Here is a 14,152-nt window from a genome sequence, read left to right as displayed (position 1 = left end):
AATTCAAGAAGCTTTTTCTGCAAAGATTTCTTTAATTTACAATGGGTTATCTTCATTTTTGTAGTATAGCAGTGATGCTAATCTACTACAGCCCCAAATTTTTTAATTATGGAATATTCACTACTAATTTGGTGGCAATAATATATTTTGTTGGGAAGTTGGAAATGAAAATATAGAAAGAAATAATTAAGAGATTAAGTTCTGAAAGTCTAGCTTACAGTTCCCCTTTTGTTACTAAATCAACATCCAACAGTTTTGCCATTCCTTGTGCCTTACGTTTAATTTCTTGCCATTCCGATTGTGGATCTGAGCCTGCCACAATGCCGGCACCGGCATAAAGCGTAATTGAATTTTGTGAAATTAATGCAGAACGGAGTGTTACGCAAAATTCGGCTTCCTCGTTGCCCATTACGCCTAATGTACCTGCATACCAATGGCGGGTAAAAGGCTCATTTTCGGTAATAAAACCCTTTGCTTTTTGGCGGGGAAGCCCTGCAACTGCCGCAGTTGGGTGGATTTTGCTTAAGCAATCTGAATCTGAGGTGTCCGGTTTGAGCGTTGCTTGAATTTGGCGGCGTAGGTGTTGCACATTATGCAAACGCTTAATTTTTGCCTCGGATACTGCAAATTCGGTCACGCAATCTTTGAGTTGGTTTTCAATGTCATCAACCACTAATTGATTTTCATAGATATTTTTGGGATCACTTAACAGCCATTGTGCATTGAGTTCGGTTTGCACTTCACTGGTGGTAACCGCAGCGGTGCCGGCGAGGGCTTCGGTAGAAAAGTATAGCCCTTGGCGTTGATATAGCCGCTCAGGGGTTGAGCCAAGAAAGGCAACATCAGCACTTTCCGCCCATAAAAAGTGGTAACAACCTAAATTTGTTTTTTGGCTTTGTGCCAGCAAGCTGTAAGCACAAATGGGTTGCTCAAAATGAAGTCTCATCGCATTTGCCAATACCACTTTTTGAAAATCGCCCTGCTCAATAGAAATAATCGCTTTTTCAATATTGGCTTTCCATTGCTCAAAATGGCTGGTGGCACTCATTGAAACGAGCGGATTATCCGTTAGTCCTAATTCGGTAATTTGGCTGAAATTTGCAAGAAATTGTTCAAAAATAACCGCTTGTTGTTCAAAGTTATCACTATCAAAATAGAAGCAAGCGGTTAAATTTTGCTGATTTTTTACCAATGAAAATTGAGGCAAAATAAATTGCGTATTGCCTTCAAATTGAAGCCCGCCGATTAACGGGAAATGATGTTGTTGAATAAAAGATTGTGCAGCTTCTAGCGTATAAAATTGGCGAAGTGTGCCAATGGTGGCAATGGTCTGATCTGTATCACGATATTGCAGAAAAAAGTGAGGGTAGCTTGTTTTTTGTGTTTTCAACCAACCGAGTAGCGGAATATTTGCCTCCAATAGCGGCATAGAGGCTTGAATGGCGACCAATCCTTGCTCTCTTCCCACTTTTGAGTAACTTTTTGTAAGTTCTTGTTTTAATTGATGAAAAATAAGCATTTGCAAAAAAATCAGAAAAAGAAACCGCTTGTTTTTAGCTGATTGAAAAAAAGGTCTCCATTTTAACGTATTTCCTCTTTTTTTTCCTCCCAAATTAGAGTAATGTTTACAAATTCATTCCGAATTACCGATTTTTTGAACAGCGGGATGAGACTACAATTAGATAATACATTATAGGAAGTTTACAATGGATCGTTTTCCCAAATCAGATAAGTTAGCTCAGGTTCGTTACGATATCCGTGGGCCAATTCATAAAGAGGCACTTCGCTTAGAAGAAGAAGGGCATAAAATTTTAAAATTAAATATCGGTAACCCAGCCCCTTTTGGCTTTGAAGCACCCGATGAAATTTTAGTGGATGTGATTCGTAATCTTCCAACCGCACAAGGCTATTGTGATTCAAAAGGTTTGTATTCTGCCCGCAAAGCGATTGTGCAATATTATCAATCAAAAGGTATGCGTGGTATGGATGTAAACGATGTTTACATCGGCAACGGCGTATCTGAACTGATTACAATGTCGATGCAGGCGTTATTAAATGATGGCGATGAAATTCTAATTCCAATGCCTGATTATCCGTTATGGACAGCAGCTTCAACCCTAGCCGGTGGTAAAGCAGTGCATTACCTGTGCGATGAAGAAAATGAGTGGTTCCCTGATCTTGAAGATATTAAATCGAAAATCACGCCTCGCACTAAAGGGATTTTGGTTATCAACCCGAATAACCCGACCGGAGCAGTGTATAGCCGTCAAATTTTGCTGGAAATTGCAGAACTTGCCCGTCAGCATAACTTAATTATTTTTGCTGACGAAATTTATGAAAAAATTGTCTATGATGGTGCGGTACATCACCATATTGCTGCTCTTGCACCGGACGTATTAACCGTAACTTATAACGGTTTATCCAAGGCGTATCGTGTTGCCGGTTTCCGTCAGGGCTGGATGGTGCTGAGCGGTCCGAAGCATCAAGCCAAAGGTTTTATTGAAGGGTTGGATATGCTCTCTTCTATGCGTTTATGTGCCAATACGCCGATGCAACACGCCATTCAAACCGCATTAGGTGGTTATCAAAGTATCAATGAATTTGTGTTGCCGGGCGGTCGTTTGCTGGAACAACGAAATAAAATGCACGAATTATTGGTACAAATTCCGGGTATTAGCTGTGTAAAAGCGAAAGGGGCGTTATATATGTTCCCGAAAATTGATACCGAAATGTACGGCATTAAAGATGACCAAAAATTCATCTACGATTTGTTGCAACAAGAAAAAGTGCTATTAGTGCAAGGTTCCGGTTTTAACTGGAAAAAACCGGATCACTTCCGTGTGGTAACTTTGCCTTATGCACATCAAATTGAAGAAGCGATTGGTCGCCTTGCGAATTTCTTGAAAACCTATCGTCAAGACTAAGTCGAATCTCCCTTTACCCCACTTTATAAAAGCAGGGTTGTAAGTTCTATAATATCAGTAGGGACAGGTCCTGTGCCTGTCCGCTAACGATATTAATTTGCGGGCGGGCACTGGACCCGCCCCTACCTCCGAACATTATTCATTTATTTAGAACTCGACAATCCTCTTTAGAAAAGAGGGGTAGGGGAGATTTGAAAAATTAAAAAATAATTACTTTCTTATCACTATGTTAAAAGGCATTCTTTTATCTCTTTCAGCCTCAGTGTTATTCGGCTGTATGTACTATTTGGCGATCTTTCTAAAACCGCTGGCAGGTGTGAGCATTTTCGGCATTCGTATGCTGGTTACGATTCCTTTTCTTTTCCTTGCTTTATACTTATTTAAAAAACAAAATGAGTTTTGGGTATTTCTTCAACGCCTAAAGCAAGAGCCTTATTTATTGCTGGTTATTTTAATCACGGCATCTATTGTGGGCGGGCAGATGTGGGTTTTTATGGGCTCCCAATAGCGGAAAAGCGATTGAGGTTTCAATGGGCTATCTATTAATGCCGATTATTATGGTGGCATTTGGCAAAGTGGTTTATAAAGAAACGCTTTCCTTGAATAAATGGTTGGCGATTGTGGTTGCTTTCATTGGTGTAGCGAGTAATATTTTGTTTACGGGAAAAATTTCGATAGCAAGTTTATTTGTTTGCACAGGTTACCCAATCTATTTTTACCTTCGCCGAAAGTTTGGCTTAAGCCATTTACATAGCTTTGTGGTAGAAATTTTATATTTGCTCCCTGTAGCTTGTTATTTTATCTCTCAAACCGATATGCAATATGTCGAAACACAAAACCCCAATATTTACTATTTTATTGCATTACTGGGTTTAATTAGTGGCACTGCACTTATCAGCTATACGCTAGCCAGCACGATTTTACCCTTTAATTTGCTTGGTTTATTAGGCTATGTTGAGCCACTATTGATGTTGGTGGTGTCTTTCTTAATTGGCGAAAGGTTAGCAAATGAATCTTACTTGTTGATGATTTGCTTGTTGATCTCCATTTCATTTTTAGTATTAGATGGTATGTTTGCTCTTCGTCAGCAGCGTAAACGTAAATTGAGTGTGAATAATGAGTGATATTGTAAATTATTGGGGATTTTTGACCGCTTGTATTCTGCTAAATCTTACACCGGGTTCGGATACTATCTATATTTTAACTCGCACTATTGCTGAGGGGAAAAAGTCGGGCTTAATGTCTTCATTCGGCATTCTAGCAGGCATTTTATGCCATATTCTTGCGGTTTCACTCGGGCTTGCAGGCATTGTGGCACATTCGCCCACTTTATTTAATTTTCTGAAATACGCAGGGGCAATTTATCTCTGCTATCTCGGCATTAAAATGTGGCGAGAGCCGTTGGTGTTAGAGAAAATCAATCTAGACAAACTTCCTCTATGGAAGATATTCTGTCAAGGGTTGATTACCAATCTATTAAACCCGAAAGTATTGCTCTTTTTCTTGGCGTTATTGCCGCAGTTTGTATCCAGTAATTTGGAAAATACCTTTTATGCTGTTGGGGCTAACGTTTTTATCCACCAGCATTATTTGGGTAAGTATTTTAGTCTTAGCCGCTGCACCTGTTGGGCGTTTTTTACGGCATAATCAAACCTTTGGAAATTGGTTAAATAAAATCTGCGGCTCGATATTTATCGGGCTTGCAATCAAAATTGGTTTAGAGAAGTGAGATTAATCAGAGTGGCACTGAATGTGCCGTTACATCGTTATTTTGATTATTTGCTACCTCCGGCATTCAATGCCTGCCAAGGCGGGCGGGTGGTTGTGCCTTTTGGTCGCCAGACCAAAATCGGCATTGTGGTCGATTTCCCGCAAACTAGTGATGTGCCAACCGAAAAACTCAAACCGATTAAAGCAGCGTTGGATTCTAGCCCGATTTTTGACTCAGAAATGTGGCAACTGCTGAACTGGGCGGCTCGTTATTACCACGCCCCGATTGGTGAAGTGCTAACCGGAGCCTTACCGATAAAATTACGCAATGGCGATTCCACTGAGCGAGTTCAATCGAATTATTTTGTGGTGACGGAGCAAGGGCGGAAATCTCTGATTATCGGTGAAAATAAAAAAGCCAAAAAGCAGGTGGAACTGTTAACCGAGCTTGCCGAATGTGCAAAATATTTTGAAAAACCGACCGCTTGTAGCCCATCTGCTTGGAAAGGCTTACTCGAAAAAGGGTATATCGAGAAAATTGATGTGCCGTTTATGGCACAAGCGTGGCAAGACTCACTAGGTGAATTTCCGTTAGTAAATACTAACAATCGGCTGATCTTAAATAAACAACAAACCTTAGTGGTCAGCCGTTTAAATGCACAAACCACTTTTGCGAGCTTTTTACTCAATGGCGTAACAGGCTCGGGCAAAACCGAAGTGTATTTGCAGTTAATTGAAACGGTGCTTAAGCGAGAGGAACAAGTGCTGCTGCTTGTGCCTGAAATCGGGCTAACACCGCAAACGGTACAACGCTTTAAAGCTCGCTTTAACGTTGAAATTGACGTATTGCACTCGAATATGAACGAAACTGAGCGGTTAAATGCGTGGTTGCGGGCGAAAAATGGAGAAAGTGCGATTGTAATCGGCACTCGCTCTGCTTTATTTACCCAGTTTCAAAAATTGGGCGTGATTATCTTAGATGAAGAACACGATAGCTCGTTTAAGCAACAAGACGGTTGGCGTTACCACGCACGGGATTTGGCGGTGGTTAGGGCGAAAAATGCAAATATTCCGATTGTGCTGGGCTCGGCAACGCCAAGTCTTGAAAGTTTGCACAATGTGCAAAACGGGAAATTTATCGAACTGACACTAACCGCTCGGGCTGGCAATGCACAACTTGCCAATCAGCAGATTATTGATTTAAAAACGCAACGGGTAACTGCCGGTTTGTCGGAGCGCTTGCTTTCAATGATGAAAACCCAGTTAGAGCAAGGCAATCAAGTGATGCTGTTTTTAAATCGCCGTGGCTTTGCCCCGGTATTACTTTGTCACGAATGCGGTTGGGTTTGTGAGTGCGAGGCGTGTAATAAGCCTTTTACTTACCACCAAAAGCAAAAAGTGTTGCGTTGCCATCATTGTGCCACCCAAAGGGTAATTCCCCGCCAATGCGGACATTGTGGTTCAACCCATTTAATAACTACCGGTGTCGGCACAGAACAACTTGAGCAGGTGCTAAATCAGCAATTCCCTCATTACCAAGTGACTCGTATAGACAGAGATTCTACCGCTCGCAAAGGTGCATTGGAAAACCATTTGACCGCTATTCGAGAGGGCAAAAGCCAAATTTTGATTGGTACGCAAATGTTGGCAAAAGGGCATCATTTCCCGAATGTGACGTTGGTGGCGATTGTTAATGTGGATTCAGCGTTATTTTCAACTGATTTTCGTGCGGAAGAAAAATTAGCACAGCTTTACATACAGGTGGCAGGCAGAGCAGGGCGAGCGGAGAAAAAAGGCGAAGTGGTGCTACAAACCCATTACCCTGATCACCCACTGCTTAAAACCTTGCTGGAACAAGGCTACCGAGCTTTTGCTGATGAGGCGTTAAAAATGAGGCAATTAATGAGTTTGCCACCATTTTCCTCGCAAGTTTTGTTCAAAGCGACCGGCAAAGATAATCAACAAATCTTACAGCTGCTTGAGCAATTAGCAGATTATTTTAGCCAAAAAATCCAGCAACAAAACGGGCAAGGCTTCCAGCTCCCTCCACCATTTTCAGCCCCAATGGCGAAGAAAGCAGGACATTACCGCTGGTTATTGCTGATTCAACACCCTCTCCGAGGAGCATTACAACAGCTACTCGATGCCTTTGATCAAGAAAGGGAAAGTTTAAACATTCCGAATAATATCAGGCTGAATATCGACATTGACCCACAAGAGATTAGTTAGACAAGCGGTTGTTTTTGACTGATTTTTTGCAAAAAGAAGGCAGGTGAAAACCTGCCTTGCTGCTATTTATCTTCGGTTATTTCTCTTTCCAATAACCAATCCACTCTTTTAATGCCAGCATATTGCTATTCATTGCACCGGCTTGCGGAATAAAGTGCATAAAGTTGAGTTTGTAATGATCGGGCGTATCGCCAGAACCGACGCTGGCAGACATCACCTCAAATCCTTGTTGGCTAAACAGCATTTCAGCCCGTTTCATATGCCATTGGTTGGTAACAAGAATGATTTTATGAATATTCTCTTTTTCTAAAATCTCACGGCTGAAAATCGCATTTTCTTTGGTGGTTTTCGCCTTATTTTCCAGCCATTTGGTCTCAATATTGAAGAACATTTTAAATTCATCTGCCATAACCTTTGCCTCAGAAGTCCCATTTGGGCTGCTTCCGGTCGCTAAAATCGGTAAGCCGGTTTCTTTATGCAGATAAGCGGCATAACGCATTCTTTCCAGCGGAATACCGGTAATTGCCAGTTTGCCGAATAACTCTTGGCTGTCTCGTAGCCCGCCACCTAGCACCACAATCGCTTGAGCATTTTTATATTTCTCTATGGTAAATGGCTCTGCTTCGACTAATGAATCCCCTAATTTCTGTGAAGTATAGGGAATGCTGAAGATATATAAAATCAGAATACCTAACAAGGCAAAGAAGTAAGCAGCGTATTTATAGCCTAAAGAAAAGAGGATTAATGCTAACAACCACAGCAAAATAATATTAAATGGCGGGAGGATCATTGCGGTGATCAGTTTAATGAACTCGAACATAGAAAGAATATCGTAGTAAAAATAAGTAAAGATATGTTCATTTTCCTAAATTATATAAGACTTGTCTATTTTTCTATCTTGAAAAGTATTAGAATACTCCATATGAATTGAAATTCATCATGGGTGATAGCAATGCAACAAAAGTCTAAAAGAGAAAAATTGATTTTGATCGGTGCCGGTGGCTATGCCAAATCAGTGTTAGATTCACTTGATCACGAACAATATGAATTTTGTGGATTTATCGATAACTTTAAGCCTGAAGGTAGTGTGCACTTAGGTTATCCTATTCTAGCTTCAACAATTGATTGTTTTTCTAAACGAGATAATTATCACTATTTTATTTGTATTGGAAATAATAGTTACCGTTTAGAAAAATTCTCTAAGCTACAAAAATATAAGTGTAGAATAATTAATGTGGTAGATAAAACCGCATTGGTGTCCAAAAATTCCACTCTAGGCATTGGAGTGTTTGTTGGAAAAATGGCAATTGTAAACAGTGGCGTAACCGTAGGCGATAATGTGATCATTAACACTAAATCGCTGGTTGAGCATGGTTGTTTTATCGGCAGTCATTGCAATATTTCAACCAATACGACACTAAATGGCGATGTAATTGTCGAAGATCATGCTTTTATTGGTAGTTCCTCTGTTGTGAACGGACAGCTAAGAGTGGGTGAAAGTGCATTGGTTGGCTCCGGTGCAGTGGTAATTAGAAATGTGGAGCCTCGCACAGTTGTAGCAGGCGTTCCAGCAAAATATATTAAGGATATAAAATAATGGTAAATGTATTTATTGTGGCAGAAATCGGTTGTAACCATAACGGCGATCCTGCGTTAGCAAAGAAAATGGTTGATGTAGCGAAAGAGTGTGGTGTCGATGCGGTGAAATTCCAAACCTTTAAAGCGGATAAGTTGATCTCTAAATATGCCCCTAAAGCCGAGTATCAAAAAGTAACGACCGGCACCGCTGATTCCCAATTAGAAATGACCCGCAAATTAGAGTTACCTTATGAGGAGTTTGTGAAATTAGAGGCTTACGCTCGTTCATTGGGGTTAGAGGTATTCTCTACGCCATTCGATTTCGAGTCGATTGATTTCTTGGCAAGCCAACAACAAAAAGTGTGGAAAATTCCGTCTGGTGAATTAACCAATTTGCCGTATTTAGAAAAAATTGCACGACTTCCGATTGAAGGCAAGACGATCGTTATTTCTACCGGTATGGCAACCATTGAAGAAACAAAAGCCTCATTAAAAGTATTGGAAGATAACGGTGTAGCGAAAAAAGATATTACGATTTTACATTGTAATACCGAGTACCCGACACCTTATGAAGATGTGAATTTAAATGCGTTCCATCAGCTAAAACAGGAGTTTGGCGACTATAGTTTAGGTTTTTCTGACCACTCTGCCGGTTATTTTGCAGGGTTGGCGGCAGTACCTTACGGCATTACCTTCATTGAAAAACATTTTACCTTAGATAAAAACTTTGAAGGTCCGGATCATAAAGCTTCGGTTACACCTGAAGAGCTGAAATTACTGTGTGAAGGCATTCGTGCGGTGGAAAAATCGCTGGGTTCTTCCGAGAAATTAGTCACTAATTCGGAAGCAAAAAATAAAATTGTGGCAAGAAAATCAATTATTGCGGCACGTCCAATTAAAAAAGGCGAAATTTTTACAACCGAAAATATTACGACTAAACGCCCCGGTAATGGCATTAGCCCGATGTTTTGGTATGATGTGCTAGGTAAAGAAGCACAACAGGATTTTGAAGAAGATCAATTAATTCAAGATTCTCGTTTTGAAAATCAGATGTAATATAATATAGTGATGGGATGAAAGCTCCATCATTTTGTGTTTAACAAGCGGTCAAATTTATGAAAAAAATTGCAATTATTACAGCCCGAGCCGGTTCAAAAGGCTTGCCGAATAAAAATGTATTATTAGCCAACGGTAAGCCGTTAATGGCCTATTCTATTGAAGCTGCGATTGAGTCGGGGCAATTTGAGAAAATTATCGTTAGTACTGATTCCCAAGAATACATTGATTTGCTCTCACATTATCCAATTGAATTTATTAAACGTGCCGAGCATTTAGCCAGTGATAAGGCGAGTACTTTTGTCGTGATTGAAGATGTGTTAAATCAATATAGATCAGTAGAGTTTGACTATTTTATGCTACTTCAACCAACTTCGCCGTTGAGATCAGGAGAGCATATTAAGGAATCGTGTGAAAAATTTGAGAAAAATTTCGAACAATTTGATTTCTTAGTATCTGTTTCTGATGCCCATAAACCTACGACATTGACTCGTATGATTGAGGAAGACGAGAGCCTAAAGCATTTTCAGTTGGATTATTCTAACTATGCACGCCAATTGCATAATCCTGAATATTCACCGAATGGAGCTATTTTTACAGCTAAGCCAGAAGCCTATCTTAAACAAAGACACTTCTATGGTGCGAAATGTCTAGCCTATTTTATGGATAAAGACGTTTCTATTGATATTGATGATCGCCAAGATTTCGAGTACTTCTACTTTATTCTGCAACAACGCAATAAAGAAAAAATCTTACTTGAAACCATTAAACGTTCGATTTTAATGAAAAAAGAGAACTTTAAAGAAGTGAAAGAGATAGCCTTAATCGGGCATTCGATCATTGAATATTGGGATATTGAACATTTAAACGGTAAGGCAGTTAATAATTTAGGAATTGCAGGTATTTCAACAAAACAATACAGTGATCTGATTTTGGATGAAGGTTTAATTTCTGCTTTACCTAAAGACATTATTTTAATGTTCGGTACTAATGATATTGTATATGCTGGCTGGAGTGATGAAAAAATTCTAGCAGATATTAATCATTTAATTGCACAATTAACAGCAATTCGTGGAGATATTAATCTCTATTTCTTGGAAATTACCCTAACTGCATTTAGAGTCGATCGTAATAACAACGATATTCGCTTGTTAAATCAATATCTTAAAGATAATTTAGCGGTGAAATGGATTAGCTTAGATCAGGCATTTAGCGATAAATATGGCAAATTGGATTTAAGCTATAGCGATGACGGATTACATTTAAATGCAAAAGGTTATGAAAAATTAACCGCTATTTTGGAAAAAGAGCTCAACTAAATGAAAAATATTGCCTATATTACCGGATCTCGTGCCGAATACGGGATTGTAAAGCGTTTATTACAAAAATTAGCACAAGATCCGACTGTGAATTTCTCTCTGGTTGTTACTGCGATGCATTTGGATCCGCAATATGGCAATACGGTGACGGTCATTGGGCAAGATGGCTTTGAGATTGCAGCTCGTATTCCGCTTACCTTAAACAGTGAAAATAATCAGACCATTATTCATTCAATGGCAGAGTGTTTAGATCGATTTGGCGAACATTTCCAGCAACATCGTTATGATGCGGTGATTGTGCTAGGCGATCGTTACGAGATGTTGGCGGTGGCAACGGCTGCGGCGATGCATAATATTCCGCTGATTCATCTGCACGGTGGTGAGCAAACATTAGGTAATTACGATGAATTTATTCGCCATTGTATTACCAAAATGTCGAAATTGCATTTAACTTCAACTGAAGAATATAGACAGCGTGTGATTCAAATGGGCGAGCTGCCCGAAAATGTGGTGAATACTGGTTCTCTAGGGGCGGAGAATAGTTTGGATTTAGTGTTGCCGACCCAAGCAGAATTAGTCGAGAGATTAGGGATTCCGGCATCGCCTTATTTTTTAGTGGTCTTCCACCCGGAAACCTTAACCGATGTTTCCGTGTTGGAGCAAATTGAGGCGTTACTCAATGCTTTTGAGCAGTTTAAAGACAAATACCAATTCGTCTTTATCGGCTCAAATTCAGACACCAATTCAGAGCAAATTTATGCACGTTTTAAGGCTTACACCGATGAAAATCAATTTAAGTTTTTCACCTCAGTCAAACCGGAAGAGTATTTAGCGTTGATTAAATATTCGAATGGGTTGATTGGTAATAGCTCATCAGGCTTGATTGAAGCACCGAGTTGTGGTGTTGGTACGCTAAATATCGGTAATCGCCAGCAAGGGCGAGTACGGGGTGAGAGCGTAATTGATGTAGAGAGTAATGAACAGGCTATCATAGATGGTATCGAAAAATTGATTTCAGCCGATTTCCAACACCGTTTACCGAGTATGAAAAATCCATATTTTCAAGACAACGCGATGGAAAAGGCTTACAATGCAATCAAAATATTCTTAGCAGACAGCCACCATACTCAACCGAAAGGATTTTATGATGTTGCTTTCTCGCAAGCGGTCAAAAAATCAGAATAATTTGCAACTATGAAAGCAGTTAAAGACAGTGTGATTTATTTAATTGGGGAATTGGCGTCAAAGTCAATTCCTTTCTTGCTCTTACCCTACTTTTCACGCAAACTCGGCGTGGCAGGTTATGGGGAGCTTTCCTACTACCAAACCTTTGCCGCTTTATTTGTAATTTTTATCGGGCTTAGCCAAGACGGTGCGGTTGCTCGCTATTTCTATTTTTATGGTAAGCGTTCACTAAATTTAGTCTTGAGTACAGGGTATTTATATACTCTTTGTGCAACTTTGCTTATCCTGTTGGGTTGCTGGTATTTCCAGTCTGAAATTATTGCTTATGTAGCGATTGGGGCGATGTTCCAGTCGTTTTTGAATGTACAGCTTAGTGTAAGGCAGTGTCAAAAACAGGCACTTGCTTATACAACGATTCAATTAATGTCGGCGATTTTTTCGGCAGTTATTACCGTTGCAATGATGGAGTATTTTAAGACCGATTTAGTGGAAAAGCGGATTTTAGCGATTTTGATGAGTAATGGCTTAGTCTTTCTAATCGCTTACTTTTTGTATGCTAAAAGAGCAAAAACGAAGAAATTTAGCCTTGCCCGCCATAAAACTGCTTTATTGTATTTATTCGGCTTTGGTATTCCGTTGATTTTGCACCATTCCAGTATTTTCTTAAAAGGACAGTTAGACAGAGTATTTATTTACCATAAATTTAGCGAAGAGGATTTAGGTTTATATGCAATGGGGGCTCAAATTGCGATGATTCTAGCCATTGTGGTTCAAGCCTTAAATAAAGCAACACTGCCTTATTTTTATGAAGCCTTAAAGCAGAAAAAAATTAATGTCAGCCATATCCACAAATGGGCGTTGTATGCCTTATTTATTGTACCATTACCTGCTATTGTGATGTGGTTTATTCCGGAAGAATTAGTGGTATGGATTCTGGGTAGCCAATTTGTAGGAACAAAATACTACATTATTCTCTTTTTAATTGCGACAATGTTGGTTGTGCCTTACCTCATTTTAGTCAATTATTTGTTTTTTTATGGCAAAAATAAGCTAATTTCGCTTTGCTCGATTTTATCTACTATTTTTTATTTAGTTGCACTATTTGCTTTAACTTTTACTAAAATTGAATATATTCCTTTTGCCAGCATCATTGGTGCAATCAGCATTATTCCGATTCTTTATATAATGACGGCAAAAGTAGGAAAAACCGTATGAATTTAATTATTTGTTGCACGCCCTTGCAAGTGTTGATTGCTGAAAAAATCATTGAAATGCACCCTAATGAGCGATTCTATGGGGTGATGCTTTCTACGGTAAAAAACGCGAAATTTGATTTTTACCAAGCTAGATTAGCCCAAAAGTGCGAACAATTTTTTGCGATGCAACAACATAGCGAGCGTATTCAATTATTAAAAGAAATTATTTATTTAAAACGTACTTTTGGCGGTAAGAAGTTTAATAAAGTCTTTTTAGCAAATATCAATGAGTTAGAAATTCAATTTCTGTTAAGTGCCATTTCATTTCAAGAACTCAATACCTTTGATGATGGCACAGCTAATATTGCACAAAACAGTATTTTCTATCAAGCTGAAAATATTGGGTTAAATCGAAAATTGATTAACTTTTTTTTAGGTAATAAATATAGCCTAGAAAAGCTGAAACAACGCTCTAAAACTCATTATACAATTTACAAAAATTTTCCGAATATTATTGAAAATACGGTTTATATTGATCTCATTAATCAGGTTGAATCAGTGGGTACAGCACCATCTAACGATGATATTACCCATATTTTATTAGGACAGCCTATTTTTGAACGAGATGATGAAAAAAATATAGCATTGGCGGAAAAAGTTATCCAACAATTTGGCATTGATCTATATTTACCGCATCCAAGAGAAAAATATGAATTAGAAAATGTAGAATACATTAATACTAATCTAATTTTTGAAGATTATATTTTCCAAGAATTTAGCCATAAAAAATGTAGAGTCTATACTTATTTTAGTAGTGCGGTGATCAATATTTTAAATAAAAGTAACCATATTGAAGTGGTAGCATTAAGAGTGAATGTAGATAATCCTGCTTATATTGAGAGCTATGAATTGCTTGAAAAATTAGGCGTTCAGATTGTTGATATTAGAGAATAAA

At 38.9% G+C, this 14,152-nt stretch carries 10 protein-coding genes and 2 pseudogenes; 10 read left to right on the top strand and 2 right to left on the bottom strand.

What is annotated here, in order from left to right:
- Positions 1-214 precede the first annotated feature (214 nt).
- The gene (locus EDC41_RS05975) at positions 215-1,519 is read right to left on the bottom strand and encodes an isochorismate synthase (RefSeq protein ID WP_020824174.1); all 1,305 of its coding nucleotides are present in this window, start codon (positions 1,517-1,519) and stop codon (positions 215-217) included.
- Positions 1,520-1,706: 187 nt separating this feature from the next.
- Between EDC41_RS05975 and EDC41_RS05970 the strand changes: the two genes are divergently transcribed.
- The 4 genes and pseudogenes from EDC41_RS05970 (at position 1,707) to priA (ending at position 6,863) form a co-directional block, all read left to right on the top strand.
- Positions 1,707-2,924 (top strand): pyridoxal phosphate-dependent aminotransferase, encoded by a 1,218-nt coding sequence (locus EDC41_RS05970; protein ID WP_006251809.1) that lies wholly within the window; start codon positions 1,707-1,709, stop codon positions 2,922-2,924.
- Between the two features lie 226 nt (positions 2,925-3,150).
- Positions 3,151-4,048 (top strand): annotated as a pseudogene (gene rarD, locus EDC41_RS05965) (EamA family transporter RarD).
- Positions 4,041-4,653, top strand: a pseudogene (locus EDC41_RS05960) (LysE family translocator). The pseudogenes rarD and EDC41_RS05960 overlap by 8 nt, the downstream one beginning before the upstream one ends.
- A complete protein-coding gene (gene priA, locus EDC41_RS05950; protein WP_459562149.1) occupies positions 4,650-6,863 on the top strand; it encodes a primosomal protein N' in 2,214 nt (737 codons plus the stop codon). The pseudogene EDC41_RS05960 and the gene priA overlap by 4 nt, the downstream one beginning before the upstream one ends.
- A gap of 76 nt (positions 6,864-6,939) precedes the next feature.
- Here the strand turns inward: priA and EDC41_RS05945 are convergent, their stop codons facing one another.
- The gene (locus tag EDC41_RS05945) at positions 6,940-7,683 is read right to left on the bottom strand and encodes a YdcF family protein (RefSeq protein WP_006247889.1); all 744 of its coding nucleotides are present in this window, start codon (positions 7,681-7,683) and stop codon (positions 6,940-6,942) included.
- 132 nt (positions 7,684-7,815) lie between these two features.
- Here EDC41_RS05945 and EDC41_RS05940 point away from each other — a divergent pair, with 132 nt between their 5' ends.
- The 6 genes from EDC41_RS05940 to EDC41_RS05915 are packed head-to-tail and all read left to right on the top strand — an operon-like array spanning position 7,816 to position 14,151.
- Entirely contained in the window at positions 7,816-8,460 is a 645-nt protein-coding gene (locus EDC41_RS05940; RefSeq protein WP_006251814.1) for an acetyltransferase, read from the top strand.
- The gene (gene neuB, locus EDC41_RS05935; RefSeq protein WP_006247887.1) at positions 8,460-9,497 is read left to right on the top strand and encodes an N-acetylneuraminate synthase; all 1,038 of its coding nucleotides are present in this window, start codon (positions 8,460-8,462) and stop codon (positions 9,495-9,497) included. Before EDC41_RS05940 ends, neuB begins: the two co-directional genes overlap by 1 nt.
- Positions 9,498-9,556: 59 nt before the next feature.
- A complete protein-coding gene (locus tag EDC41_RS05930) occupies positions 9,557-10,816 on the top strand; it encodes a cytidylyltransferase domain-containing protein (protein WP_006251815.1) in 1,260 nt (419 codons plus the stop codon).
- Positions 10,817-12,001: a UDP-N-acetylglucosamine 2-epimerase gene (neuC, locus tag EDC41_RS05925; RefSeq protein ID WP_006251816.1), complete on the top strand. Its 1,185-nt coding sequence runs from the start codon at positions 10,817-10,819 to the stop codon at positions 11,999-12,001.
- Positions 12,002-12,010: 9 nt separating this feature from the next.
- Complete coding sequence (locus EDC41_RS05920) at positions 12,011-13,216, top strand: flippase (RefSeq protein WP_006252722.1); 1,206 nt, start codon at positions 12,011-12,013, stop codon at positions 13,214-13,216.
- Positions 13,213-14,151, top strand: coding sequence for a glycosyltransferase family 52 (locus EDC41_RS05915; RefSeq protein WP_006251818.1), 939 nt, complete (start codon positions 13,213-13,215; stop codon positions 14,149-14,151). The genes EDC41_RS05920 and EDC41_RS05915 overlap by 4 nt, the downstream gene beginning before the upstream one ends.
- Position 14,152 lies beyond the last annotated feature (1 nt).

The organism is Mannheimia haemolytica (assembly GCF_004342115.1).
GTDB classification, from domain to species: Bacteria; Pseudomonadota; Gammaproteobacteria; order Enterobacterales; family Pasteurellaceae; genus Mannheimia; species Mannheimia haemolytica.
The sequence above is the reverse complement of the archived record's forward strand: the minus strand, read 5'-3'. Positions and strand labels throughout refer to the sequence as shown.

What these genes read in the sequence shown, in the direction of transcription:
- EDC41_RS05915 (WP_006251818.1), top strand. Translation starts at nt 13,213, where the DNA reads ATGAATTTAATTATTTGTTGCACGCCCTTGCAAGTGTTGATTGCTGAA.
- EDC41_RS05920 (WP_006252722.1), top strand. Translation starts at nt 12,011, where the DNA reads ATGAAAGCAGTTAAAGACAGTGTGATTTATTTAATTGGGGAATTGGCG.
- EDC41_RS05945 (WP_006247889.1), bottom strand. Translation starts at nt 7,683, where the DNA reads ATGTTCGAGTTCATTAAACTGATCACCGCAATGATCCTCCCGCCATTT.
- EDC41_RS05930 (WP_006251815.1), top strand. Translation starts at nt 9,557, where the DNA reads ATGAAAAAAATTGCAATTATTACAGCCCGAGCCGGTTCAAAAGGCTTG.
- neuB (WP_006247887.1), top strand. Translation starts at nt 8,460, where the DNA reads ATGGTAAATGTATTTATTGTGGCAGAAATCGGTTGTAACCATAACGGC.
- EDC41_RS05970 (WP_006251809.1), top strand. Translation starts at nt 1,707, where the DNA reads ATGGATCGTTTTCCCAAATCAGATAAGTTAGCTCAGGTTCGTTACGAT.
- neuC (WP_006251816.1), top strand. Translation starts at nt 10,817, where the DNA reads ATGAAAAATATTGCCTATATTACCGGATCTCGTGCCGAATACGGGATT.
- EDC41_RS05975 (WP_020824174.1), bottom strand. Translation starts at nt 1,519, where the DNA reads ATGCTTATTTTTCATCAATTAAAACAAGAACTTACAAAAAGTTACTCA.
- EDC41_RS05940 (WP_006251814.1), top strand. Translation starts at nt 7,816, where the DNA reads ATGCAACAAAAGTCTAAAAGAGAAAAATTGATTTTGATCGGTGCCGGT.